Here is a 25,357-nt window from a genome sequence, read left to right on the forward strand (position 1 = left end):
AGTCAAAGGCAGCCGGATACAGACGCTTTCGGGGGCTCGGGTCGGCGCGTCCGTTCAACGGCAAGATTCTTCGGCGGCGGCGCATCACTTCCACTGCAGAAAGAGGTCGGCAATTATGCAGATTGCGAAAAAATTTTCAACCTGCTTTTATGATTGTTTTGCCCAAGGAGCACCCGATGGACTATCGCCAGCTAGGCCGTACCGACCTGAACGTGAGTGCAATCTGCCTCGGCACCATGACCTGGGGCGAGCAAAACACTGAAGCTGAAGCCTTCGCCCAGATCGAGCGGGCCAAGGACGCCGGGATCAATTTCATCGACACCGCCGAGATGTACCCGGTGCCGCCGAAAGCCGAAACCTACGCCACCACCGAGCGCTACATCGGTAATTATTTCAAAAGCCGCGGTGATCGTGCCGACTGGATCCTCGCCAGCAAGATCGCCGGCCCGGGCAACACCATCGACTACATCCGCGACAAAAACCTGCGCCACAACCGCCAGCACATCACCGAAGCGGTGGATGCCAGCCTCAAGCGCCTGCAGACCGATTACATCGACCTCTACCAGTTGCACTGGCCGGAGCGCAGCACCAACTTTTTCGGACAACTGGGCTACAAACACAAGATCGAAGCCAACCTGACGCCGCTCGAAGACACCCTCGAAGCCCTCGACGAGCAAGTGAAGGCCGGCAAGATCCGCCACATCGGCCTGTCCAACGAGACGCCATGGGGCACCATGCGCTTCCTCGCTCTGGCCGAAGCCCGTGGCTGGCCGCGCGCGGTGTCGATCCAGAACCCGTACAACCTGCTCAACCGCAGCTTCGAAATCGGCCTGGCGGAAATCGCCATCCGCGAACAGTGCGGCCTGCTCGCCTATTCGCCGCTGGCGTTCGGTTTCCTGTCCGGCAAGTACGAAGGTGGCGCTCGCCCACCGAAAGGTCGCCTGAGCCTCTACAGCCGCTTCAGCCGGTATTTCAACGCGCAATCGGAAGCGGCCTGCAGCCGTTACGTGGCCCTGGCCCGTGAACACGGTCTGGATCCGGCGCAGATGGCGCTGGCGTTCGTCACTCAGCAACCGTTCGTCACCAGCAACATCATTGGTGCGACGACGCTGGAGCAACTGGACAGCAACATTGCCAGTTTTGATCTGAAGCTTTCCGATGAAGTGCTGGCAGGGATCGAGGCGATCCACAAGGATCATCCGAACCCGGCGCCTTGATCGGCCGTTAAAAGCTTCGCAAGCAGGCTCGCTCCCACAGGTACAGCGTGATCCTTGTGGGAGCGAGCCTGCTCGCGAAGGGGCCCGTCAATTCACCGCAGAACTCACAGCGACCGCGCAATGATCTCCTTCATGATTTCGTTGGTACCGGCATAGATCCGCTGCACCCGTGCATCCGCCCACGCCCGGGCCACCGGGTACTCCCACATGAAGCCGTAGCCGCCATGCAACTGCACGCACTCGTCGAGTACCTTGCATTGCAGGTCGGTGCCCCAGTATTTGGCCATCGCTGCTGTCGGAACGTCGAGCTTGCCTTGCAGATGCAATTCCAGGCACTTGTCGACAAATACTCGGCCGATCTGAATCTCCGTCGCCATTTCCGCCAGTTTGAAGCGGGTGTTCTGGAAGTCGGCAATGGCCTTGCCGAACGCCTTGCGATCACGGGTGTAATCGAGCGTCCATTTCAGCGCAGCTTCGGCTGAGGCCAGACCTCCGATGGCTACCGTCAGTCGTTCCTGTGGCAATTCCTGCATCAGGTAGGCAAACCCTGCCCCGGCCTGGCCCAAGAGGTTTTCCTTCGGCACGCGCACGTCCTGAAAGAACAATTCCGACGTGTCCTGCGCCTTCATTCCGACCTTCTCCAGGCGTTTGCCCTTCTCAAAGCCTGGCGTATTCGCTTCCACCACAAACAGGCTGGTGCCCTTGGCACCGGCTTTCGGATCGGTCTTGGCGACCACAATCACCAGGTCAGCGAGAAAGCCGTTGGTGATGAAGGTCTTGGAGCCGTTGATCACGTACTCGTCGCCTTCCAGCACTGCGGTGGTCTTGACCCCTTGCAGGTCGGAACCGGCACCCGGCTCGGTCATCGCAATCGCGCTGACCATCTCGCCCGAGACCAGCTTCGGCAGGTATTTTTGCTTAAGCGCTTCACTGCCGTAATGCAGGATGTATGGCGCAACGATGTCCGAATGCAACGAGAAACCGATCCCGGTCAGACCCAGACGACCGACCTCTTCGATTACCACGGTGCTGTACAGAAAGTCCGCGCCCAGGCCGCCGTACTCTTCCGGCAGGTGCGAGCAGAGCATCCCCGCCTCCCCCGCCTTGTTCCACAGTTTGCGGTCGATGTGGCCTTGTTTCTCCCATTGCGCATGGAACGGCACGGCCTCTTTTTCGAGGAAGGTTCGTACGCTGTCGCGGAACAATTCGTGCTCGGAGCTGAACAAGGTTCTGGGGATCATGCGGCACCTTTCATTCTTGTTGGAGGAATGTGACGTTCAGAGACTAAGCCTCACCTCCGACACAGGACACTGGACACATCCGACAAAAAATAAGACGATCCAGCCGTCTGGTGACCACTTTCCCTTATAAAAACAAAACAAAAGTTGAATTATGTCCAAGCAAGTCTCCACGCCCTTGCGGCGCGTCAGCATCCTGGCAATCGACCGGGTTTTCGCATCCACTCTCATGCAGGCCAAGGACTTTTTCCATCTGGCCAGCCTGCGTTACGGCAAACAACTGGGCCACGGCCTGACACCGGCGTTTGAAACCCGCCTGGTCAGCCCCGACGGCAAACCGGTGAACAGCTTCAGTGACGTGATGATGCCGGTGGACGGCGGCCTGGAAAACGCCGACGTCATCATCCTCCCGGCGTTCTGGGACGATTTCGACACCCTGTGCAGCCGTTATCCACAAATCCTGCCATGGCTGCGCGAGCAACATGCCCGCGGCGCCGTGCTCTGCGGCGAAGCCACCGGGGTGTTCTGGCTGGCCGAGGCCGGTCTGCTCAACGGCAAGGAAGCGACCACTTACTGGCGCTTCTTCAATGCCTTCGCCGAGCGCTTCCCCAAGGTGTACCTCAATCAGGACAAGCACCTGACCGACGCCGACAATCTGTATTGCGCCGGGGGCACCACTTCGGCCTGCGATCTCTATATCTACCTGATTGAACGCTTCTGCGGTGCCAACGTGGCGCAAGCCGTGGCCCGCGACATTCTGTATGAAGTGCAGCGCAGTTATTCGCCGGGACGTATCGGTTTCGGCGGACAGAAGCTGCACCAGGACGTGATCATCCTGCAGATCCAGCACTGGCTCGAAGAGCATTTCGCCGACAAGTTCCGCTTCGAAGACGTGGCCCGCGAGCACGGCATGAGCATCCGTAATTTCATGCGCCGCTTTCAGACTGCGACTGGCGACAAGCCGCTGCACTACTTGCAACGCCTGCGCATCGAGACTGCCAAAGGTCTGTTGTCGGGCAGCCGCAAGAGCATCAAGACCATAAGTTATGAGGTCGGCTACGACGATGCGAGCTTCTTTGCGCGGCTGTTCCGCCAGCACACCGAGCTGTCGCCGAACCAGTATCGGCAGCAGTTTCAGCAGGCTGCCTAAAAGCAAAAGATCGCAGCCTGTGGCAGCTCCTACAGAATGGCGTACACCTGTAGGAGCTGGCGAAGCCTGCGATCTTTTGATCTTCAGTGCATAAAAAAGGGCCTGCAAATGCAGGCCCTTTTTTATGCACCGAATCTGTTTAAGGCTTGTGCGCCCGCGACAAGAATTCGTGCGATTGCATCTCCAGCAGACGACTCAGCGTACGCTGGAATTCGAACGTCAGGCGTCCGCCGGTGTACAAGTCTTTCAGCTCGACTTCGGCAGAAATGATCAGCTTGACGTTGCGGTCGTAGAACTCGTCGACCATGTTGATGAAGCGCCGGGCGATGTCGTCGGTGGTGACACTCATCTGCTCGACGCCGCTGAGCAGCACGGCGTGGAAGATCTTGCCCAGTTCGATGTAGTCGTTCTGGCTACGCGGGCCGTCGCACAGTTCGCGGAAGTCGAACCAGGCCACGTCGTCGCAGGTGCGCAGGGCACGGATTTCGCGGTTCTCGATGATCAGCACGTCATTCTCGACCGCTGCCGTGCATTCCGGCGTCAGTGCCTTAAAGCTCTTGCGCAGGCTTTCGTGCGCCGCTTCGTCCAGCGGATAGTGGAACAGCTCCGCTTGTTCGAGGTGACGCAGACGGTAGTCAACACCGCTGTCGACGTTGACGATTTCGGTGTTCTGCTTGATCAGCGCAATGGCCGGCAGGAAGCGCGCGCGTTGCAGGCCGTCCTTGTAGAGGCCGTCCGGAACGATGTTCGAGGTCGCGACCAGGGTCACGCCGTTCTTGAACAGCTCTTCCATCAGCGTGCCGAGGATCATCGCGTCGGTGATGTCCGAGACGAAGAATTCATCGAAGCAGATCACTCGCGACTCGGTCGCAAAGCGCTTGGCGATGATGGTCAGCGGGTTTTTCTCGCCGCCGAGGGTTTTCATCTCTTCGTGCACGCGCTTCATGAAGCGGTGGAAGTGGGTGCGGGTCTTTTCCTTGAACGGCAGCGCTTCAAAGAAGGTGTCGACCAGATAAGTCTTGCCGCGCCCCACGCCGCCCCAGAAGTACAGGCCTTTGACCGGCGTCTGATCCTTCTTGCCAAACAGTTTGCCCAGCAAGCCCGGCTTGTTCTGCTCGGCCGCGATCAGATCGTCGTACAGGCGCTGCAAATGACGCACAGCAGTTTCCTGCGCGGCGTCATGGAAGAAGTCCGGGCGTTTCAGATCAGCTTGGTATCGTTCTAGGGGCGTCATAATTCGTTAGCAAGGCAACAAAAACGGGCCGTCACTGTAGCGACGGCCCGTGGGAATGGCAATCAGCCCTTGGTCGGGCCGCGCCGTTGTTTAGTCCTGAACCGGGGTCAGCGCTACACGCAAAGCTTCGATGGCCGCGTCCCGCGCAGCAGCATCGGCGAACGCCGGGCTGTCACCCACGCACTCGCCTTCCAGCCATACGCTGAAGCTCAGGTCTTGATTGCGGATGTCCAGCGCCTGACCGGTTTGCAGTTGCTTGGTCACCTGGCCGGCGGTTTTGCCGTCGGCGAAGTTACGCGACAGCAGCAGTTGCTCGCCATCGGCCGCCAGCAGACGGAAACGGAAGCTGCCGTCGTCTTCACGGAAGCTGACGAAACGTGCAGCTTTCACGGCTTTCTTCTTGGTGGTCGCCGCGACTTGCACCTGATTGACGAACGAACGCAGGCCGACCGCTTCACGCAGTTCGTTGAGGAACGGCGTCGCCACCGCACGGGCCTTTTTCGCACCGTGTTGCAGGATGTCTTCCAGATCCGCCGGGCGCTCGATCAGTTGATGATAGCGTTCGCGGGACTCGCCCAGTTCATTGTCGAGCAACTGGAACAGACGGTTCTTCGCCTCGCCCCAACCCAGACCGCCGAGCAGTTCGCTGCGAAATTCGTCAGCCTGCGCCGGTGTGGCGAACGCCTGGAACAGGGTGAACAGGTGCGAGTTGTCCGGATCCTTGGCTTCGCCCGGCGCTTTGGAGTCGGTGACGATCCGCGAGATCGCGTCCTTCATCTCTTTGGCGCTGGAGAACAGCGGGATGGTGTTGTCGTAGCTCTTCGACATCTTGCGCCCGTCGAGGCCTGGCAACGTCGCCACGCTCTCCTCGATCAGCGCTTCAGGCATGGTGAAGAACTCTTTGCCCTGGCCGAACAGGTGGTTGAAGCGCTGGCCGATGTCGCGGGCCATTTCCACATGCTGGATCTGGTCACGACCGACCGGGACCTTGTGCGCGTTGAACATCAGAATGTCCGCCGCCATCAGCACCGGGTAGCTGTAGAGGCCCATGGTGATGCCGGCATCCGGGTCTTCACCGCTCTCGACGTTCTTGTCCACCGAGGCCTTGTAGGCGTGCGCACGGTTGAGCAGGCCCTTGGCGGCGACGCAGGTCAGCAGCCAGGTCAGCTCGGGAATTTCCGGAATGTCGGACTGGCGATAGAAGGTCACACGGTCGACATCCAGGCCACCGGCCAGCCAGGTCGCGGCGATTTCCAGACGCGAGCGCTGGATGCGCAGCGGGTCATCGCATTTGATCAGGGCGTGGTAGTCGGCCAGGAAATAGAACGAATCGGCATTGCTGTCGCGGCTGGCGAGGATCGCCGGGCGGATGGCGCCGGCGTAGTTGCCCAGGTGCGGCGTGCCGGTGGTGGTGATGCCGGTGAGGATACGGGTACGGTTCGTCATGGGTAATCGCTTGTCAGACTGCAATCAATTCGAGAGACGCGGCAGGATCAGATCCTTGAGATCAGTCAGCTTGCCATGAAAAAAGTGTCCGCATTCTGCCACTTTCAGCAGCTCATGGGGGCGCTGGAGTTGTTCCGACCAGTCATAGACCAACTGCGGATCGATCACTTCGTCGGTTTCCGGCTGGATCACGGTCAGCTCGGCGTGCTGTGGCAGTTGATCCTGATCGCCCAGACGCATCACCGCCGGCGCGACCATGAACAGCTGCTTGAGCTGTACGCCTTGCGCTTCGAGACGACCGCCGAGACTTGCTGCAACAAATCCGCCGAAGGAGAAACCGAACAGGGTCAGCGGCAGATCCGGATGCTTTTCCCGCAGCCAGGCGGCAGCGGCCTGGGCGTCGTCGACTTCACCGCTGCCCATGTCGTGGGCACCTTCGCTGGCACCGACGCCGCGATAGTTGAAGCGCAAGGTAATCAGCCCGGCGTCGCGCGCGGTGCGCTGCAGGGTCGAGACGACCTTGTTGAGCATGGTGCCGCCCTGCACCGGGTTCGGATGGCAGATCAGCGCGATGCCGACTGGCTGCTCGTTATCGAGGTACAGCGCTTCGATTTGGCCGACTGGGCCATCAATCACTACAGGGGTTTCACGCATCAGCAAGGAAGGAACTCCGTGACCTCGAATCGGGTCGACTCGTCTAGCAAATTGTCTGTGCCAATCTATTGCGAGTGAATCGCGGTATACAGCGCAGGTTCGAGCCGTTAACGTAAAGCAAAGCCGTTTATAGAGGAAGGACTCGTGGAACACTCGCTCTTAGTTTGGTTGTTACCGACTCTTGCCCTGGTTGTGGGTGTCGCCATTGGATTCCTGATCGCTCGCGTCGCACCGAATGCCGCGCCGAGCCGCACGCAGCGTCAACTGGATGATATCCAGGAGCGTTTCGACAGCTATCAAAACGAGGTGGTCACCCACTTCAACAGCACCGCGATGCTGGTCAAGAAGCTGACCCAGAGCTATCAGGAAGTGCAGGATCATCTCGCCGAGGGCGCCAACCGCCTGGCCCTGGACGAGCAGACCCGTCAACGTCTGATCGCCGCTTTGCACGCCGATGCCGCCCAGGCACCGCGCGAACGTCTGACGCCACCGCGCGATCAGGAGCCGCCGCGTGATTACGCGCCAAAAGCCCCGAACTCACCGGGCATGCTCGATGAGCATTACGGTCTGAAGAAGTAATCGGGTTTCGCGCCCAACAAAAAGCCCCCGGACATTTCGCTTGTCCGGGGGCTTTTTTGTGCCTATGGAGTTTGTGGTGCTGCACAGGCCCAGCAACCCTGCAGGAGCTGTCGAGTGAAACGAGGCTGCGATCTTTTGATCGTGCTGTTGAGAGCTGAAGATCAAAAGATCGCAGCGTGCCGCAACTCCTACAGGGCGACTGCGTTCAGGCAAAAAAATGCCCGGTCACAAGACCGGGCATTTCATCACTCAAGCATTCAGTTACGGATATTGCTGAACCGTACCCGGCTGTTGCTGCTGACCACCATACTGCTGACCCGGAATCGCCTTCAGGTTGACCTCGACGCGGCGGTTCTGCGCGCGGCCATTGACGTCACCGTTGCTGGCAATCGGGTTATCCGGGCCGGCGCCACGGGCCGACAGGTTGGCACCGCTGACACCTTGCGAGGTCAGGTAGGTTGCCACGCTCTGTGCACGACGCTGGGACAGGTCCATGTTGTGCTGGCGGCTGCCGGTGCTGTCGGTGTAGCCGACGATTTCGATCTGGTTCTGGTTGAACTCTTTCAGCGAGTTCGCCAGGTTGTTCAGCGGCTGGTAGAAGCTTGGCGCGATGTTCGCCGAATCGGTGGCGAAGGTGATATTGCCCGGCATGATCAGTTTGATCTGATCGCCCTGGCGCTGTACTTCAACCCCGGTGTTGGCCATGCTGGCGCGCAGCTTTTTCTCTTGCTGGTCGGCGTAGTAACCGTAACCGGCGGCCGAAGCACCGACCACCGCCGCGCCGATCAAGGCACCCTTGCCACGGTTGTTGTGGTCGATGGCGGCACCTGCCAGGGCACCGGCCAGAGCGCCGAGTCCACCGTACTTGGCAGTTTTGCTCATGCCTTGCGAGCCACCGTCGGCCTGCCCCTGATTGTCATACGGGTTGGGCGAGGCGCAACCGGCCAACATGGCCACAGCGGTAGCAACAATAATCAAACGAGGCGTGGTGAACATGAAGTGCTCCTGGTTTTTGCATTTTGTGTGGCAGCGGCCCTAGGCAATAGACCTGTGCGGGCGTTGGATCATGACAATGCCGAAAAATTCCGCCGCATACTCGTGACAAAATGTTTAGGCGCGCACGAACGGGTTTTCCCGCATTTCATCCCCGAGACGCGTGTCCGGACCATGCCCGGCAACCACGATGGCGTCTTCGTCGAGCGTGTACAGCCGCTGCTTGATCGATCGCACGATGGTCGCCTGATCGCCGCCCCACAAATCCGTGCGCCCTACCCCTCGACGAAACAACGTGTCGCCGGCAATCAACAGCTTAGCCTCGGAAAACCAAAAGCTCATGGAACCGGGCGTATGTCCCGGCGTATGCAGCGCGACACCGCAGCCACAGGCCAGTTCTTCATCGTCGCTCAACCAGCGATCCGGCGACGGTACCGGGGTGTACGGCACACCAAACATCTGGCATTGCATCTCGAGGTTGTCCCATAGGAACTGATCGTCCTTGTGCAGATGCAAGGTTGCGCCGGTTTTCTCTTTCATCAGCCCGGAAGCGAGGAAGTGATCGAGGTGGGCGTGGGTATGAATGATGCTGACCACTTTCAGACCGTGGGCATCAAGGCGCGCCATGATCAGGTCAGGATTGCCGCCCGGGTCGATCACGATGGCTTTTTTAGTGAGCGGGTCGCCGATGATCGTGCAGTTGCACTGGAGCGGGCCGACGGGGAAGGTTTCGCGGATGAGTGTAGAGCTGAGAGCAGTCATGAAAAATCCTGGACGAACGGTCGTGAGGCTTATTTCAGAATTCTACTGCACATGCCGATACAGATCGCCCGGTCAGTTATTTGACGCCACCAATCCGAAAAATGATGGCTCAATGATGTCAAATGTATTGTTTCTGGTGCAAAATCGCATTTTTTGTAGCGGTCGCATTCAGGAAGGGCCGCAGCGCACTCAGGAACTCCACGCATGCCTACGCCCAAGACCTACTCCTTTAGCTTCCCAGCTACTTTGACCGGCAACGCCATCGTCGACAGCCTCATTTCCGGTACTTATTGGTTAGGGGCGAATTGGAGTCCTACTGGACCGACCAATCTCAGTTACAGCTTCATGGCACCGGGCACATCGTATTTCATTACCGACTATAGTCCCGACAACGAGTACAACGCCCTCTATGAACTCACGGCGGGACAAAAAACGGCTATTACCAGTGCCCTAAGTGGATGGAGTGCCGTTGCCAACCTCAATTTTACGCTGACCAGTGACACTCTCACGAACGTGGGCGACATGCGTTTTGGTGGCTATCGCTTGATGGACAACAAGACCGCTGCGTGGGCTTACTTTCCTGACGACACGCCGGTAGCCGGCGACGTGTGGATCGGCCCGCAGACCAACGAACCAAACCCTGGCAAGGGTGATTACGATTACATGACGTTTATTCATGAAATCGGCCACGCTCTGGGCCTTAAGCACCCATTCGATACGAGCAATACCAATAAAACCTTGTTGGATCCGACGCTGGACGATGTTCACTTCACAGTGATGAGCTACAACAACAATTACTCCTATGAGCCAACCACGCCGATGGTTTTGGACATCATCGCGATCCAGAGTCTGTATGGCGCCAATATGCAATGGCAGACTGGCGACAACATTTACAAATGGAATGCCGACCAATCCATTTTCGAAACCATTTGGGATGCCGGCGGCAATGACACGATTGACGGTAGCAATCAACTTTCAGCGGTCAGCATCAATTTGAATGAAGGCGCCTATAGCCAAATCGGCAAAGTCTTTATCGATCTCAATAATCAGACCGCCATAAATGACGGTCTGGCAATTGCCTATGGTGCCAAAATCGAGAATGCCGTTGGATCGGTATTTAATGACACCCTTACCGGCAACGCTCTGAACAACATCCTGGATGGCAAGGCTGGTGCCGACATCATGTCCGGCGGCTCCGGTAACGACTCTTACGTGGTCGATAACGAGGGCGATACCGTCATCGAACTTGGCACCTCTCTGACTGAAATCGATTCGGTTTTCTCATACGTGAGTTATACCCTGGGAAGCAATCTTGAGAATCTGCTGTTGGTCGGCGGCAATAACCTCAATGGCACCGGCAACACCCTCAACAACACTATTACCGGCAACGCTGGCAACAACCTCCTCGACGGTGGCGCCGGCATCGACACTCTGATTGGTGGAACCGGCAACGACACTTACATCGTCGACAACACCCAGGATGTAGTCGTCGAAACCAGCGCTCTAGCCAACGAAATCGATACCGTGATGGCGTCGGTCAGCTACACCCTCAGTGCCAATGTCGAGAACCTGACCCTCACCGGGATCATGAACACCAACGCCAGCGGTAATGCCCAAAACAATGTGTTGACCGGCAACAGCGGCAACAACATCTTGAACGGCGGTGGCGGTCTGGACACCCTGATCGGCGGTGCCGGCAACGACATCCTCAATGGCGGTGCCGGTGCCGATACCCTCAGCGGCGGAACCGGCGATGACACGTATGTCGTCGACAATGCCAACGACATCATCATCGAAGCAGCCAACGAAGGCGTCGATCTGGTTCAGACCACCGTCAGCTACGTCCTGTCCGCCAATATCGAAGCTGGTCAGATTCTGGGCTCCGACAGCCTCAACCTGGTCGGCAACGATCTGAGCAACACCTTGACCGGCAACAGCGCCAACAACATTCTGGATGGCAAGGCTGGCGCCGACATCATGTCCGGCGGCTCCGGTAACGACTCTTACGTGGTCGATAACGAGGGCGATACCGTCATCGAACTTGGCACCTCTCTGACTGAAATCGATTCGGTTTTCTCATACGTGAGTTATACCCTGGGAAGCAATCTTGAGAATCTGCTGTTGGTCGGCGGCAGTAACCTCAATGGCACCGGCAACACCCTCAACAACACTATTACCGGCAACGCTGGCAACAACCTCCTCGACGGTGGCGCCGGCATCGACACTCTGATTGGTGGAACCGGCAACGACACTTACATCGTCGACAACACCCAGGATGTAGTCGTCGAAACCAGCGCTCTGGCCAACGAAATCGATACCGTGATGGCGTCGGTCAGCTACACCCTCAGTGCCAATGTCGAGAACCTGACCCTCACCGGGATCATGAACACCAACGCCAGCGGTAATGCCCAAAACAATGTGTTGACCGGCAACAGCGGCAACAACATCTTGAACGGCGGTGGCGGTCTGGACACCCTGATCGGTGGAGCTGGCAACGATACCTATCTGGTCGATCAAGTCGGCGAACTGGCTCTGATCCAGGAGTTGGCCAGCGAAGGGCTGGACACCTTGCACATCGGCTACACGCCAACGCCGCAGACTAGCACCGTCGATCTGAACATCAGCAGTTTGCGCAATATCGAAAACGTCACCCTCGAGGCCGTCGGCGCGTTTTCGGTCTTGGGCAACGACCTGAACAACACCCTGCTCGGTAATGCTCAGGCCAACAACCTTCAAGGCGGTGCCGGCAACGACATCCTCAATGGCGGTGCCGGTGCCGATACCCTCAGCGGCGGAACCGGCGATGACACGTATGTCGTCGACAATGCCAACGACATCATCATCGAAGCAGCCAACGAAGGCGTCGATCTGGTTCAGACCACCGTCAGCTACGTCCTGTCCGCCAATATCGAAGCTGGTCAGATTCTGGGCTCCGACAGCCTCAACCTGGTCGGCAACGATCTGAGCAACACCTTGACCGGCAACAGCGCCAACAACATTCTGGATGGCAAGGCTGGCGCCGACATCATGTCCGGCGGCTCCGGTAACGACTCTTACGTAGTCGATAACGAGGGCGATACCGTCATCGAACTTGGCACCTCTCTGACTGAAATCGATTCGGTTTTCTCATACGTGAGTTATACCCTGGGAAGCAATCTTGAGAATCTGCTGTTGGTCGGCGGCAGTAACCTCAATGGCACCGGCAACACCCTCAACAACACTATTACCGGCAACGCTGGCAACAACCTCCTCGACGGTGGCGCCGGCATCGACACTCTGATTGGTGGAACCGGCAACGACACTTACATCGTCGACAACACCCAGGATGTAGTCGTCGAAACCAGCGCTCTGGCCAACGAAATCGATACCGTGATGGCGTCGGTCAGCTACACCCTCAGTGCCAATGTCGAGAACCTGACCCTCACCGGGATCATGAACACCAACGCCAGCGGTAATGCCCAAAACAATGTGTTGACCGGCAACAGCGGCAACAACATCTTGAACGGCGGTGGCGGTCTGGACACCCTGATCGGTGGAGCTGGCAACGATACCTATCTGGTCGATCAAGTCGGCGAACTGGCTCTGATCCAGGAGTTGGCCAGCGAAGGGCTGGACACCTTGTACATCGGCTACACGCCAACGCCGCAGACTAGCACCGTCGATCTGAACATCAGCAGTTTGCGCAATATCGAAAACGTCACCCTCGAGGCCGTCGGCGCGTTTTCGGTCTTGGGCAACGACCTGAACAACACCCTGCTCGGTAATGCTCAGGCCAACAACCTTCAAGGCGGTGCCGGCAACGACATCCTCAATGGCGGTGCCGGTGCCGATACCCTCAGCGGCGGAACCGGCGATGACACGTATGTCGTCGACAATGCCAACGACATCATCATCGAAGCAGCCAACGAAGGCGTCGATCTGGTTCAGACCACCGTCAGCTACGTCCTGTCCGCCAATATCGAAGCTGGTCAGATTCTGGGCTCCGACAGCCTCAACCTGGTCGGCAACGATCTGAGCAACACCTTGACCGGCAACAGCGCCAACAACATTCTGGATGGCAAGGCTGGCGCCGACATCATGTCCGGCGGCTCCGGTAACGACTCTTACGTGGTCGATAACGAGGGCGATACCGTCATCGAACTTGGCACCTCTCTGACTGAAATCGATTCGGTTTTCTCATACGTGAGTTATACCCTGGGAAGCAATCTTGAGAATCTGCTGTTGGTCGGCGGCAATAACCTCAATGGCACCGGCAACACCCTCAACAACACTATTACCGGCAACGCTGGCAACAACCTCCTCGACGGTGGCGCCGGCATCGACACTCTGATTGGTGGCGCAGGAGCCGATACCTTCGTGTTCGCTGCAGTCAATGAAATGGGCATCGGTGCCAATCGCGACGTCATCACCGACTTCAACAGCCAGCAGGGCGATAAGATCGACCTGACGAAGTTCGATGCCAATCTGCTGAGTGCCGGCGTCAACGGCTTCAACTTCATTGGTGCAGATGCCTTTACGGGTGCGGGGCAGTTGCGCTTTGTTGATCACGTCCTGTCGGGCAACGTCAGCGGCAACGCTGGCCCGGACTTCGAAATCCAGCTTGTCGGCGTGAATACGTTCAGCGCGCAAGATCTGGTGGCCTAACGGTCTGATTGAAAGCTATTTCGGCCTGACGACAGGCTGAAATGGACAAACGAAAACGCCCCGACTTGTTCGGGGCGTTTTTTGTTTTTAAAGAAATGGTTTTTGCAATGCTAAACCAGCAGCCCGAGTTCCTTGGCCCGCGCCACCGCCTGCGTACGCCGCTCGACCCCCAACTTGCTGTTGATATGGCTGGCATGGGTTTTCACGGTGTGCAGTGAAATGAACAGTTGCTCGCTGATTTCCTGATTGGAACAGCCCTGGGCAATCAAACGCAGAACCGCCAGCTCCCGGCTGCTGAGTTGTTCGGCTGCGGTGGACTCGACCACCGGCCGAGTCGCCACCAGCGGAAAATGCGCCAGTAACGATTGTCCTGCCAATGCCGGCGAAGCATGCAATTGGCTGCGCAACCAGTCCGGATATTCTCGGATCAGTGCGTCAAACGGCTGTATCACGCCACCCGCCGCCGCTTCCAGCGCCTGACTCAATACTTTGCGTGCTTCCGGTTCGCGGCCAGTGCCCAGCAACAAGGCGACCTTCTGCGCCAGCGCCATCACACACAGCAACTGTCGACCGGTTTGCTGACCGCTTTCCAACAGCACATTCAACCGTCCTTCGGCGAGCATCGGCTGCCCTTGAATCACATCGAGCAGCGCTTGCTGCAGTTCGACATGCAATGGCAATTGAGGATGAAATTCCGGTGGCGCCGCTGCACGCTCGCCGGTATAGGTCTGACCAAGACGCGCCAGCCAGGCCTCGGCCAGATCGGTACGGCCCTGCACCAGCCACAGTTCGCATTTGACCAGGGTGATCATCGCCAGGTAGTAGATCGGTGGCACATCCCAGATATGCATCAGGCGCTCGGCTTCGGCGAGTTCGGCAAAGGCCCTGGCAAACTCGCCTGAGCTGCCGTCCAGACGAGCGATCACGCAGTGGCCGATCAACACACTGATATCGCGACAGGCCCGCGCTTCGGCCAGACCGCTCAGCAATCGAGCCCGGGCCTGCTGGGGTTGCAGGCGCATGGACAACAGAAAACCTTCGTACAGCGTCAGCCGCGCACGCACCGCATACAGACGTTGCGGGGACAGTCCACGCAACCGTTCCAGGCCCTGATGCACCTCATCCCGCGCGCGCAGTATTTCCCCGCGCGACTGCAGTACCCGCGCCCGGTCGTAATGCGCCAAGGCTTCGAACAACGGATTGCCGACCCGCTGCGCCAGTTCGAGGGATTCGCGATTCAGGCCCCGGGCGCGCCACAGGTCGCCGTCGGCGATCGCCAGATTGGACAAGGTCGACAGGCACATCAGACGTTGCCCGTAACGTTTTACCGGCAGGCTTTCCAGCGCTTCGCTGCAATAGCGTTGAGTCAATTCACGATGACCACGCCCACGAGCGATGATCCCGCTGAGCGCCAGCCATTGTGCAAGCATCGACTTCTGCGCAGAGGCCGAAGGCGCGGGCAGGAAGCGACTCAAATGACTGGCCAGCTCTTCAGCGGCATCCAGCTGACAGGCCAGCCCCAGCGCCCAGCTGTACAGAACGATCAAGCGGGGTGTACTGATCAACAGGCTGTCGGGCAAGTCCATCTTCCAGCGCAGCAGCATGCCGATATTCTGCTCGGCGAGCAGTTGTTCCTCGGACAGGTTCTGCACCAGGTTCGCCGCCACATCCAGATGGCCGGCGCGCAAGGCCTGCTCCACCGCTTCGTCGAGCAGCCCTTGAGCATTGAACCAGCGGCAGGCGCGCAGATGCAGGGTCGCCGCCGGCACCAGCGTCTGGGTCACGGGCCGGCTGCGCAGCAGATCGGAAAACAGATGGTGATAGCGATACCAGTGACCGTGCTCGTCCAGCGGCACCAGGAACACCTGATGCGCCAGCAGAAACCGCAGGATTTCGGCGCTGTCGTGGGCTTCACGCACCGCGTCGCACAGTTCGCTGCAAAAGCGTTCCTGAGGCGCGGTGTCGTAGAGAAATGCCTGTACCTCGGCGGGCAGGCAATCGATGACTTCCTCCAGCAGATAGTCGCGAATCAGCCCCTCCCCGCCGTTCAGCGCTTGCGGTAACGCGGCCTCGCTGCCGGCTTCAGATGCCGCCAGCAACCAGAAACGCAGCCCGGCCACCCAGCCTTCGCTACGCTGGATCAAGTTTTCCAGGGCTTCACCGCGCAATGAACTGCTGTGTCGATCAAGCAGGGTCAGTGCTTCGTCATGGGTCAGTCGCAGATCATGCTCGTGCAGTTCCAGCAGTTGCCGCGACAGGCGCAGGCGCGCCAGATGCCAGTCCGGGCGCTGCCGACTGGTGACCATGACCAGCAAGCCATCGGGCAAGTGATTGAGGAAAAACTGCAGGCAGCGGTCGAGCACCGGGCCTTGGGCGAGATGGTAATCATCGAGCACCAGCAACAGTGGCGCCGTTGGCTGCAGTTGCAGCGCCAGCTCATCGAGCAAGCCGTCGAGCCATTCTTCGAAGGCAAACGGTTGATGGCGCTGGCGCATCTTCAACAGACCCAGCGCGCGACTGCCCAGATTCGGAAAGTAGTCCTGCAACCCTTCCAGCAAACGCTCGAGAAAACGTCCCGGATCGTTATCCCGCGGGCTCAGGCCCAACCAGAGGCTTCGCCAGTGCGCCGGCAGGCTCTGACAGAACTCCACCGCCAGCGAGCTTTTGCCGAAACCTGCTGGCGCACAGACCAGCAACAGGCGCCCCGCAAGCCCCGCACTCAGGCGCTCACACAGACGCGGTCGCAAAACGTATCCGTCGGGCAGTGGCGGGCGAAAAAAACGCCCGTCCAGTGTCGCGACGGCAGCGCTTGCAGGATCCGGAAGCGGGGACAGATCAGTCATGGCCGGCTCTTGTTTGAATGGCTGTTGGCGGCGTAGCAGATGTCCGCAGACTAGCGGTAAACGTAGAGGGTTTGAAGGTTATTGCTACAAATGGCTACAAAAAGACTACGAGCCAGCAGGCGCTCGTGCACAAAATCGCGACGAAAAAAAACGCCCCGAACCAGTCGGGGCGTTTTTTCGAGGATGCGGCCTCGGGTCAAAGCTTAGCGGATACCGTCCTGGCCCAGGTTGCCCGGCTGGAATTCGCTCTTGGTGGCAGAGAAGCCGAAGTCATACGCTGATTTCTCTTCGTTCTTCATGCCCAGCGCCAGGTAGCGGCCCGATTGCAGGTCGTACAGGGCTTCCAGCGCGTACCACGGCACTTGCTTGTCGTAGTAATCCTCGGCATGCGCCTCGGCCACGCGCCACAGCTGACCGCGACCATCGTAGTGGTCGATGACCGCTGCCTGCCAGGTGTCTTCGTCGATGTAGAAGTCACGTTTGGCATAGATGTGGCGCTGACCCGGTTTCAGGGTGGCGACCACGTGCCAGACCCGACGCAACTCGTAACGGGTCAGATCCTGATTGATGTGACCGGCCTTGATGATGTCGGCGTACTTGAGGGTCGGCGAGTCGATCTTGTAGCTGTTGGAGGCGATGTACATCTCTTTCTTGCCTTCCAGCGCCCAGTCGTAGCGATCCGGCGCACCGTTGTACATGTCGAGGTTGTCGGAAGTGCGCAGACCATCCGCGGCAGTACCCGGACCGTCATAGGACACTTGCGGTGCCTGACGTACACGGCGCTGGCCAGTGGCGTAAACCCAGGCCTTGCGCGGTTCCTTCACCTGGTCGAGGGTTTCGTGCACCAGCAGCACGGTACCGGCCAGACGTGCCGGCGCGGTCACTTTCTGCTTGAAGTAGAACAGGATGTTGCCCGGGTTGGCCGGATCGTAATCCTTCATCTTGTCGCGGAACACGAACTGGTCCTGGAAATACACCAGGCTGAACGAGCCGTTGGTTTGCGGCGTGGCCTGGGTGACCAGACGGGTCACGCTGCCACCGCGATAGCGGGTGATGTGGTTCCAGATCACCTCCAGACCGCTTTTCGGAATCGGGAACGGCACGGCGGTGTCGAAGTTTTCCAGACCGTTACCGCCGGCAACCAGATTGGTGGTGGTGGCGTTCTTCTTGATCGCGGCAAACACGTCATCCGGCACGGTCGAGCCGCGATGGGACGGGTACACCGGCATCTTGAAGGTATCCGGGTAGCGCTTGAACATTGCGTACTGGCCCGGAGCAAGCTTGGCCTTGTACTGCTCGACGTTCTGCGCGGTGATGGTGAACAGCGGTTTTTCACTGCCGAACGGGTCGGACAGGAAACCCTTGCTGTCGACGGTACCGGCATTCTTCGGCAGCGGTTTCCAGGCCGGAATCGAACCGTCGGCGTTACCTGCCATTTCAGCGCCCATCGGCGTCAGGCTCTTGCCCAGTTTGTCGGCTTCGGCGGCGGGAACGGCCGCCATGACGCTGGTCGCCAGCAGCGACAGCCCCAGAACACCGGCTTGGAACAGACTCTTTGTTATTTTCATATGTGTGTTCGTCCTGAAAAAACTGTGCTTAGAAGTTCACGCCAACACTGAGGGCAACGAAGTCACGATCGTCCACGGTCGTGTAGTCGCCGCCAAAGAAGTTGGTGTAGGCCAGGCTCGCCGTGTAGGTGTTCTGGTATTCGGCATCCAGACCGAGGCTGATCGCCTTGCGACCTTCCTCGAAGTTGCCGCCAGGGCCTGGCGAGTAGCCTTTCACGTCATGCGACCAGGCCACGTTCGGCTTGAGGTTCACACCGGCGAACACGTCGCTGTAATCCCAGATCGCACGAGCGCGATAGCCCCACGAGGTCGAGGTGGTGAAACCGTCGTTGTTGCAGTTGCTGGACACGTTATCGCGCGACGCCCCCGGACCGGCACCGTTGATGGTCGAGGTGTTGAGGATCTGCGAGCAGGTGTTCAGACCGCCAGTGGCAGGCAACTCACCCGGGCCGAACACCGGGTCGCGGCCGTAGCGGGCTTCGGATCTGCTCTCCAGGCCACCGACGTGGGTCACGCCGACCTCACCCACCAGGGTCAGGCGGTTGGCGCCCATCACCTGATCGAAGAAGTGCGTCAGGGTGGTTTGCAGTTGGGTGATCTCTTTGCGGTTGTAACCGTGCAGGTCCTGGCCCGGCACGCCGTTGAGGACCGATGCATTGCTCAACGCACCACCCAGCGGACGCACGCCGGCGAACAGGATGTCGGTGGAGTTCAACTGTACCGGCGCATTCGGCCGGTAGCTGACCTCACCGCTCCACGCCGTACCGGTAGGCAGGGTGGTGGAGAAGCTCAGACCGTAGAGGCGAATGTCTTCAGGGTATTCGATGAAGTATTCCGAGTTGCCCGCGACCACCAGTGGCCCCAGCGCCCGGAATGGCCCCGGCAATGCCGCCACGCCGTTATAGATCGACTGTGGCGCGCCGGTGGCGCTGAAGATCGGCGCGCGGCTGTGATAGTTCATGAAGTAGGCACCGAACTCGGTGGCCAGTGGGTCGAACATGTACTTGGCGGAAACGCCCCACTGTCCGCTGTCACGCGCATTGCGATTAGGCGAACGGCGCACCAGCACACCCTCTTCGTTGACGTCGACACCCGCGCCTGCCAACGGGCCGAGCGCGATGGCCGGGATGGTCGAGCGCTTGTTCAATACCCGCAAGTTGTCGTCGCAACCGGTAGTGACGATGTCCGGCTGCGAGAAGAACGTGCCGCAGTTGTCGGTGACGGTCTTCTGCCAGTCGATCTGATAGAAACCTTCGGCCGAAAGGTTTTCGGTGAGGCTCTGCGACACATAGAACATGTTGACCGGGATCAGACCTTCCTTGATCTCGGCACCCGGACGGCGGAACGCGGACACGTCGATCGGGTTGATCGAGTTGATGCCACCGCCGATGAAGGTACTTTCGCCCCAGTTCACTACCTGCTTGCCCAGGCGCACCGAACCTGGCTCATCGGCAATCGAATAGTTGTGGTAAACGAAGGCGTCGAGGATCTGCCCGCCGGAAGAACGCGCCGCCACATCGCGGTTGTGGTTGCTGACGTCCTTGTATTCCAGGTCCTGGTTCTGCAGCGCGAAGTCGTACCAGTATTTGCCCCGGACGAAGACCCCGGTGTCGCCGTATTTCAATTCGAGATCATGGATGCCTTTGAAGATCTTCGAGAAGGCTTGCCCGCTCTTGAAGTTCAGGTGACCGTTGTCGGAGGTCTGAGACAGGCCCTTGCCGCCGTTGTTGACACCAATAAGGTCCTTGTTCGGCTGCTGAGTCGAGATACTCATGCCCAGGGAGAGCGAAGAGCCGAACTGACCTTCGATTTCACCGACGTTGAAACTGACGCCGAATGCGGGCCCGGCGAGCGTAGAGGCAAGACTGACGGCCAGAGGCAGTTTAGCCCGGCGCCAGAACTGGTTTACTGATGTCATCGACGCTACTCCATGTGCATTATTGTTATGGCATTGAGTACTTTTAAAAACGCCTGGAAGACCGGGAGCCAGTAGCCGCCCGACGTCACTCCAAAGTTGCATCGCCCCGTGTCGTGCGTGTGCCCCGTTCTTAAAAATCCTTGAGCGGACTATAGCCAGCAGGTGGGTATCGCTTGATCCCTCTAAAGTGTGATTTGCAGCTGCCAGCCACTCTGGAACAGTCCTTTCGCCAGTCCGACAGATGTCGGCCCGGCAAGGATGGCTGATTTTTTCGATTTAACAAGCCAAGCGCTTGCTTGGTGGGTCTGGCGCGCCGTTTTCGGCGCGCCAGCAGACACTCAAAGTGTCGAGAGGAAGGTGCTGTTGTTGGCCTGCCATTCGGTGATGTCGAGGCGAATGCGCTTCTTGTCGAGCTTGCCGACACTGGTCTTGGGAATTTCCGTAACAAGGGCGATCTGGCTCGGAATCGCCCACTTGCTCAAGTGCCCCAATTCCACGAACGGCTTGAGGTGTTCCTTGAGCTCGCGCGCGCCGATCTCGTGACCTTCGCGGATCACCAGCAGCGCAAACGGCCGTTCGCCCCACTGCGGATCAGCGATGCCCACCACTGCTACCTCACGTACCGCCACATGACGGCTGATCAGGTCTTCAAGGTCCAGCGAAGAGATCCACTCGCCGCCGGTCTTGATCACGTCCTTGATACGGTCACGGATGTCGATCACGCCCATGCTGTCGAGCGTTGCCACATCGCCGGTGTGCAGCCACCCGCCGGCCCACAGTTCGGCGCCTTTCTGCGGCTCGTTGAAATAGCCTTCGGTCAGCCACGGCGCGCGTAGCACCAGCTCGCCCTGGGTTTCGCCATCGGCGGGGAGAAAGTTGCCCTCGGCGTCGACGATCGCCGCTTCCACCAGCGGCCCGGGCACACCAGCCTTGATCCGGTAAGTGGTGCGCTCATCTTCGGTGCCGGCCATCAATTCATCGTTGAGGTGCGCACACGAGACCAGCGGCCCGGTCTCCGACATACCGTACGCCGCCGTCAACTGAATGCCCCGGGCCTTGGCGGTTTCATACAGCGTGCGATTGAGCGCACTGCCGCCGATGACGATTTTCCAGCCGCCGAAATCGGTGCCCTGCGCGCCTTTGGCGTTGAGCAGCATTTGCAGGATGGTCGGCACGCAGTGGGAAAACGTGACCTTCTCCTTGCGCCACAGCTCGACCAGGAACTCCGGGTCGTAACGCCCCGGATAAACCTGCTTGAGCCCGAGCATCGTCGCCACGTACGGCAAACCCCAGGCATGCACATGGAACATCGGCGTGATCGGCATGTACACGTCGTCGGTGCCGAGCAGGCGCACGCTGTCGATCGCGCCCATGATCGTCGACACGCCCATGGTGTGCAGCACCAGTTGCCGATGGGTGAAGTACACGCCCTTCGGATTGCCGGTAGTACCGGTGGTGTAGAACGTGGTGGCGACGGAGTTCTCGTCGAAATCCTGAAAGTCGTAGTGCGCACTGGCGGCGGCCAGCAGTTGCTCGTACTCGCCGACCAGATTCGGCAGCTCGGCGGTCTTTTCCGGCAGATCGGTCAGCAGCAGGGTTTTCTCCACCGTGGTCAGGTGCGGCGCGATGGCCTGATACAGTCCGACGAACTCACTGTTGACCAGCACGAAGCGGTCCTCGGCGTGGTTCATGGTGTAGAGGATCTGCTCCGGCGACAGCCGTACGTTGATGGTGTGAATCACCGCGCCGAGCATCGGGATGGCGAACATGCATTCCAGGTAGCGATGGCTGTCCCAGTCCATCACCGCCACGGTGTCCCCCGCCTTCACCCCGGCCGCCGTCAACACGTTGGCCAGCCGCGCAACCCGCTCGATCAGGGTCGGATAGCTGTAACGCAACTGGTCTCGGTAGATGATCTCGCGGGTTTTCTCGTAGCGGGCGCCGGACATCAGCAACCGCTTGATCAGCAATGGATACTGGTAGGCCCCATCGGCCGGGGGAATGACGCGAGTCTGCAACATATGAATCCCTTTTCTGGCTGCACGGTGTTGGCGTAGAGAGCATTACTCTAGAGCCGTTATACCCCAGCTAAATCAGCCGAAGGAATGATTTGCACAGCCGTACAAATGCTAGCTTTGCGCCAGCATTTGCCCGTATTTCAGCGCCGATCAGGCCGTTTGCCCTACAGCCGCTTCGGAAGGCGTCCGTGGGAAAACCAGCGCAGCAAGGAAGGTCAATGCGCCGAAACCCGCCAGTATCAAGTAAAGCCCTGCGAAACCATGACGCGGCTCGACATAGGCAATCAGCGGAATCGCTGTCGCACTGGCGCCGAACGACAGGCAGTAACGCAGGGCGAAGACCCGTGACTGCCACTGCGGCGCGACAAAATTGGCGACCATCGAGTCGTTCACCGTGACCTGACCGAACACCACGAACATGAACGCCGCACCGAGCACGATCACTGCCCAGCCATCGACATACGCCATGGCGAACAACAGCGGCGCCTGAAACAGCGTCAACACAATAAACGGCCATTTCAGGCTGACTCGGTGCAACACCTGGCCGATGCTCAACTGCGCCACTGCACCAAAGGCATACGCCAGGCTGACCACCACGCCGAGGGTTTGCGGCGAGGCGAACAAGTCATGCAGACGTTCCTGAAACAGCTTCGGGTAGGTCATGGTGGTGGCGTTGAACACCACACCGCCGGTGGCCGTCGCCAGTGCCAGCACACCAAACACCATGAGCATCGAAATCCGCTGCCCGGCAGCGCCCTTCAGCGCGGTGTGCGGACGCTGCGGGATCGGCTCTTCGCGCACCTGCACGGCAAAGCCGATTCCCAGCATGATCGCCACCACGCCCGGTAACACAAAGGCCGAACGCCAGCCGAACTGCGCCACCAGCAAACCGGTGACCAGCGCCGAGAACGCCACGCCGAGGTTGCCCCACATGCCATTGATGCCGATCTCCCGCCCGCGATTCTGCGCGTAGGCCACCAGCATCGCGGTGCCCACCGGGTGGTAGATCGCGGCGAAAATTCCGATCAAGGTCAACCCGATCACCAGCATCGTCGGGCTGGTGCTCAGCCCGGTGAAGATTGCCGAGGCGCCGATGCCGAAGAAAAACACCAGCATCATCTGCCGCCGGCTCCAGTGATCGCCCAGCCAGCCGGCGGGTAACGAGCAGGCGCCAAAGGCAATGAACCCACCCAGGGACAGACCGATCAGCGCGGCGTAATCGAGACCAAAGGCCTGGGTCATGCCGAGCACGGCGGCGGGGAAAATCAGCATGAACATGTGATCGATCACATGGGCAGCATTGACGTAGCGGATCACGTTTCGGGATTGGTTCATGGCGGCACGCTTTAGTTTGTTATGGGCGAATGGTTGTCAGCGGCTTTATGCTAAGTTGGCGAAAAAGCGCATACCTGCCAACCAGGTCATCGAATCCGACATGTTGATCAGCCACTTCGAACACGGCCCGGTGAGTGCCTATCCCCGGGATTATCTGGACGGCGCGCACCAGCCGCTGCACCTGCACCGCGAGGCGCAGTTGCTGTATGCCGTCAGAGGGATCATGCGGGTGGTCACCGCCCTCGGTGCCTGGGTGATTCCGCCAAGCCGCGCGGTATGGATTCCACCGCAAGTCGCGCACGAGATATTCATGTCCGGCGATGTGCAGATGCGCTCGCTGTTCATTGCCCCCGAGCTGTCACCGGCCAGCCTGCAACAGTGCTGCGTGCTGGCGGTGACGCCGTTACTGCGCGAGCTGATCCTGCGCGCCGTACAAGGCCCGCCGCACGCGGACAATCCGCTGATCCAGCAGTTGATGCTGGAAGAGCTCGCCAGCCTGGAAAACCTGCCGCTGCACATTCCAATGCCCACCGACCGACGCCTGCAGAACATCTGTCTGGCGTTGCTGGACACCCCGGATCACCCCAACACCCTGGAAGACTGGGCGCAACGGGTCGGCGCCAGCTCACGCACTCTGGCGCGGCTGTTCCAGCGACAATTGAAGATGAGTTTCAACGCCTGGCGCCAGCAACTGCGCCTGATGGAAGCGCTGCCGCGCCTGCTAGCCGGGGACAGCGTGCAACGCGTGGCGCGGGACCTGGGGTACGGCAGCGCGCGGGCGTTCAGCGCGATGTTTCGCCGTTTGCTCGGGGAGAATCCTCGGGATTATCTGCAAACCCTGAGCAAGCTGAGCGAACTCGTGTAGGAGCTGTCGAGTGAAACGAGGCTGCGATCTTTTGATTCTGCTTTTAGAAGATCAAAAGATCGCAGCCTGCGGCAGCTCCTACAGTGAGTGTTGATCAATGCATCTCGGTGAACGCCAGTTTCACGCCGATCGCGATCAGCACCGCACCCATGGTGCGGTCGAACCAGTGGCCCATGCGGGCGAAACCGGCGCGTACGCGTTGCTGGCTGAACAGCATCGCCACCAGACAGAACCAGGTCGCAGTCGCCACCGCCAGGTAAACCCCGTACCCGGCCTGCACCGCCAGCGGGGTGTGCGGGTTGATCACCACGGTGAACAGTGAAAGGAAAAACAGCGTGGCTTTCGGGTTCAGGCCATTGGTGACGAAGCCCGAAGTGAAGGCGCCGCGCGCGGTACGCACGCCAGCTTCCTTGTGCAGGTCATCGGTAACGGTTTTCGTCGGCTGCGCGCGCAAGGCTTTGAAACCGATGTACAGCAGGTAAGCGGCCGCGGCCCACTTCAAGGCGTTGAACAACACGATCGACTGCGACACGATCAGGCCGATGCCCAGCAGCGAATACCCCACATGCAGGAAAATCGCCGTGCCCACACCCAGCGCGGTCCAGGTGCCGGCGCGACGACCATGGGTCACGCTCTCGCGCACCACCACGGCAAAGTCCGGGCCGGGACTGGCCACGGCCAGCAGGTGGATCAGGGCAACGGTCAAGAACTCGGTCCAGTACATGGGGGCTCCTCTTTAATGAGTAAAAACAATTCATCAACTGGCTCAAACCCTGTGGCGAGGGAGCTTGCTCCCGCTCGGCTGCGCAGCAGCCGTAACCTGAAACACCGGTGTGCCTGACACAGTACGGTGAATGGGTCTGGGTCTGCTTCGCAGCCCAGCGGGAGCAAGC

At 59.4% G+C, this 25,357-nt stretch carries 17 protein-coding genes; 5 read left to right on the forward strand and 12 right to left on the reverse strand.

The genetic code is table 11. From position 1 onward, the window contains the following. Positions 1-176 precede the first annotated feature (176 nt). A complete protein-coding gene (locus tag GTQ41_RS22080; RefSeq protein ID WP_047296432.1) occupies positions 177-1,217 on the forward strand; it encodes an NADP(H)-dependent aldo-keto reductase in 1,041 nt (346 codons plus the stop codon). 104 nt (positions 1,218-1,321) lie between these two features. On the opposite strand, the gene GTQ41_RS22085 is transcribed toward GTQ41_RS22080, so the two are convergent. Further along, positions 1,322-2,458, reverse strand: a complete 1,137-nt coding sequence (locus GTQ41_RS22085; protein WP_047296434.1) for an acyl-CoA dehydrogenase family protein — start codon at positions 2,456-2,458, stop codon at positions 1,322-1,324. Positions 2,459-2,708: 250 nt separating this feature from the next. Here GTQ41_RS22085 and GTQ41_RS22090 point away from each other — a divergent pair, with 250 nt between their 5' ends. Further along, entirely contained in the window at positions 2,709-3,605 is an 897-nt protein-coding gene (locus tag GTQ41_RS22090) for a GlxA family transcriptional regulator (RefSeq protein ID WP_174376918.1), read from the forward strand. Between the two features lie 139 nt (positions 3,606-3,744). Here GTQ41_RS22090 and zapE read toward each other — a convergent pair whose 3' ends face one another. From zapE to GTQ41_RS22105, 3 genes are all read right to left on the reverse strand, one after another. Then, a complete protein-coding gene (gene zapE, locus GTQ41_RS22095) occupies positions 3,745-4,839 on the reverse strand; it encodes a cell division protein ZapE (protein ID WP_041074841.1) in 1,095 nt (364 codons plus the stop codon). Positions 4,840-4,929: 90 nt separating this feature from the next. Beyond that, positions 4,930-6,285, reverse strand: a complete 1,356-nt coding sequence (locus GTQ41_RS22100; protein ID WP_047296436.1) for a tryptophan--tRNA ligase — start codon at positions 6,283-6,285, stop codon at positions 4,930-4,932. Positions 6,286-6,309: 24 nt separating this feature from the next. Beyond that, complete coding sequence (locus tag GTQ41_RS22105; RefSeq protein ID WP_047296439.1) at positions 6,310-6,939, reverse strand: alpha/beta hydrolase; 630 nt, start codon at positions 6,937-6,939, stop codon at positions 6,310-6,312. Between the two features lie 144 nt (positions 6,940-7,083). Between GTQ41_RS22105 and GTQ41_RS22110 the strand changes: the two genes are divergently transcribed. Continuing rightward, a complete protein-coding gene (locus GTQ41_RS22110; RefSeq protein WP_007961596.1) occupies positions 7,084-7,518 on the forward strand; it encodes a YhcB family protein in 435 nt (144 codons plus the stop codon). Positions 7,519-7,779: 261 nt separating this feature from the next. Here the strand turns inward: GTQ41_RS22110 and GTQ41_RS22115 are convergent, their stop codons facing one another. Both GTQ41_RS22115 and GTQ41_RS22120 read right to left on the reverse strand, forming a co-directional pair. Then, a complete protein-coding gene (locus GTQ41_RS22115; RefSeq protein ID WP_007961595.1) occupies positions 7,780-8,514 on the reverse strand; it encodes an OmpA family protein in 735 nt (244 codons plus the stop codon). Positions 8,515-8,628: 114 nt separating this feature from the next. Next, complete coding sequence (locus tag GTQ41_RS22120) at positions 8,629-9,273, reverse strand: MBL fold metallo-hydrolase (RefSeq protein WP_047296437.1); 645 nt, start codon at positions 9,271-9,273, stop codon at positions 8,629-8,631. A 522-nt stretch (positions 9,274-9,795) separates the two neighbouring features. Here GTQ41_RS22120 and GTQ41_RS28815 point away from each other — a divergent pair. Next, the gene (locus GTQ41_RS28815) at positions 9,796-13,917 is read left to right on the forward strand and encodes a M10 family metallopeptidase C-terminal domain-containing protein (protein ID WP_302183181.1); all 4,122 of its coding nucleotides are present in this window, start codon (positions 9,796-9,798) and stop codon (positions 13,915-13,917) included. A gap of 110 nt (positions 13,918-14,027) precedes the next feature. On the opposite strand, the gene GTQ41_RS22130 is transcribed toward GTQ41_RS28815, so the two are convergent. The 5 genes from GTQ41_RS22130 to GTQ41_RS22150 all read right to left on the reverse strand — a co-directional run bounded on the left by GTQ41_RS22130 (position 14,028) and on the right by GTQ41_RS22150 (position 23,599). After that, positions 14,028-16,760 carry a LuxR C-terminal-related transcriptional regulator gene (locus GTQ41_RS22130; RefSeq protein WP_047296445.1) on the reverse strand — a complete coding sequence of 911 codons (2,733 nt, stop codon included), beginning with the start codon at positions 16,758-16,760 and terminating at the stop codon, positions 14,028-14,030. 203 nt (positions 16,761-16,963) lie between these two features. Next, complete coding sequence (locus tag GTQ41_RS22135; protein ID WP_047296448.1) at positions 16,964-18,328, reverse strand: DUF1329 domain-containing protein; 1,365 nt, start codon at positions 18,326-18,328, stop codon at positions 16,964-16,966. Positions 18,329-18,356: 28 nt separating this feature from the next. Continuing rightward, entirely contained in the window at positions 18,357-20,246 is a 1,890-nt protein-coding gene (locus GTQ41_RS22140) for a DUF1302 domain-containing protein (RefSeq protein WP_217325358.1), read from the reverse strand. A gap of 338 nt (positions 20,247-20,584) precedes the next feature. Then, a complete protein-coding gene (locus GTQ41_RS22145) occupies positions 20,585-22,267 on the reverse strand; it encodes a fatty acid--CoA ligase (RefSeq protein WP_217325359.1) in 1,683 nt (560 codons plus the stop codon). A gap of 147 nt (positions 22,268-22,414) precedes the next feature. Next, positions 22,415-23,599 carry an MFS transporter gene (locus GTQ41_RS22150; RefSeq protein WP_047296453.1) on the reverse strand — a complete coding sequence of 395 codons (1,185 nt, stop codon included), beginning with the start codon at positions 23,597-23,599 and terminating at the stop codon, positions 22,415-22,417. Positions 23,600-23,699: 100 nt separating this feature from the next. Between GTQ41_RS22150 and GTQ41_RS22155 the strand changes: the two genes are divergently transcribed. Beyond that, positions 23,700-24,464, forward strand: a complete 765-nt coding sequence (locus GTQ41_RS22155) for a helix-turn-helix domain-containing protein (protein WP_047296455.1) — start codon at positions 23,700-23,702, stop codon at positions 24,462-24,464. Positions 24,465-24,558: 94 nt separating this feature from the next. Here the strand turns inward: GTQ41_RS22155 and GTQ41_RS22160 are convergent, their stop codons facing one another. Beyond that, positions 24,559-25,188, reverse strand: a complete 630-nt coding sequence (locus GTQ41_RS22160) for a LysE family translocator (RefSeq protein WP_047296457.1) — start codon at positions 25,186-25,188, stop codon at positions 24,559-24,561. Positions 25,189-25,357: the final 169 nt, after the last annotated feature.

The sequence above is a fragment of the Pseudomonas sp. AN-B15 genome, from assembly GCF_019056475.1.
In the GTDB taxonomy this organism is placed as follows: domain Bacteria; phylum Pseudomonadota; class Gammaproteobacteria; order Pseudomonadales; family Pseudomonadaceae; genus Aquipseudomonas; species Aquipseudomonas parakoreensis.

Bases quoted from the DNA above. Each gene is read 5' to 3' on its own strand.
- GTQ41_RS22080 (WP_047296432.1), top strand. From the start codon at position 177: ATGGACTATCGCCAGCTAGGCCGTACCGACCTGAACGTGAGTGCAATC.
- GTQ41_RS22085 (WP_047296434.1), bottom strand. From the start codon at position 2,458: ATGATCCCCAGAACCTTGTTCAGCTCCGAGCACGAATTGTTCCGCGAC.
- zapE (WP_041074841.1), bottom strand. From the start codon at position 4,839: ATGACGCCCCTAGAACGATACCAAGCTGATCTGAAACGCCCGGACTTC.
- GTQ41_RS22100 (WP_047296436.1), bottom strand. From the start codon at position 6,285: ATGACGAACCGTACCCGTATCCTCACCGGCATCACCACCACCGGCACG.
- GTQ41_RS22105 (WP_047296439.1), bottom strand. From the start codon at position 6,939: ATGCGTGAAACCCCTGTAGTGATTGATGGCCCAGTCGGCCAAATCGAA.
- GTQ41_RS22115 (WP_007961595.1), bottom strand. From the start codon at position 8,514: ATGTTCACCACGCCTCGTTTGATTATTGTTGCTACCGCTGTGGCCATG.
- GTQ41_RS22120 (WP_047296437.1), bottom strand. From the start codon at position 9,273: ATGACTGCTCTCAGCTCTACACTCATCCGCGAAACCTTCCCCGTCGGC.
- GTQ41_RS28815 (WP_302183181.1), top strand. From the start codon at position 9,796: ATGCGTTTTGGTGGCTATCGCTTGATGGACAACAAGACCGCTGCGTGG.
- GTQ41_RS22130 (WP_047296445.1), bottom strand. From the start codon at position 16,760: ATGACTGATCTGTCCCCGCTTCCGGATCCTGCAAGCGCTGCCGTCGCG.
- GTQ41_RS22135 (WP_047296448.1), bottom strand. From the start codon at position 18,328: ATGAAAATAACAAAGAGTCTGTTCCAAGCCGGTGTTCTGGGGCTGTCG.
- GTQ41_RS22140 (WP_217325358.1), bottom strand. From the start codon at position 20,246: ATGACATCAGTAAACCAGTTCTGGCGCCGGGCTAAACTGCCTCTGGCC.
- GTQ41_RS22145 (WP_217325359.1), bottom strand. From the start codon at position 22,267: ATGTTGCAGACTCGCGTCATTCCCCCGGCCGATGGGGCCTACCAGTAT.
- GTQ41_RS22150 (WP_047296453.1), bottom strand. From the start codon at position 23,599: ATGAACCAATCCCGAAACGTGATCCGCTACGTCAATGCTGCCCATGTG.
- GTQ41_RS22155 (WP_047296455.1), top strand. From the start codon at position 23,700: ATGTTGATCAGCCACTTCGAACACGGCCCGGTGAGTGCCTATCCCCGG.
- GTQ41_RS22160 (WP_047296457.1), bottom strand. From the start codon at position 25,188: ATGTACTGGACCGAGTTCTTGACCGTTGCCCTGATCCACCTGCTGGCC.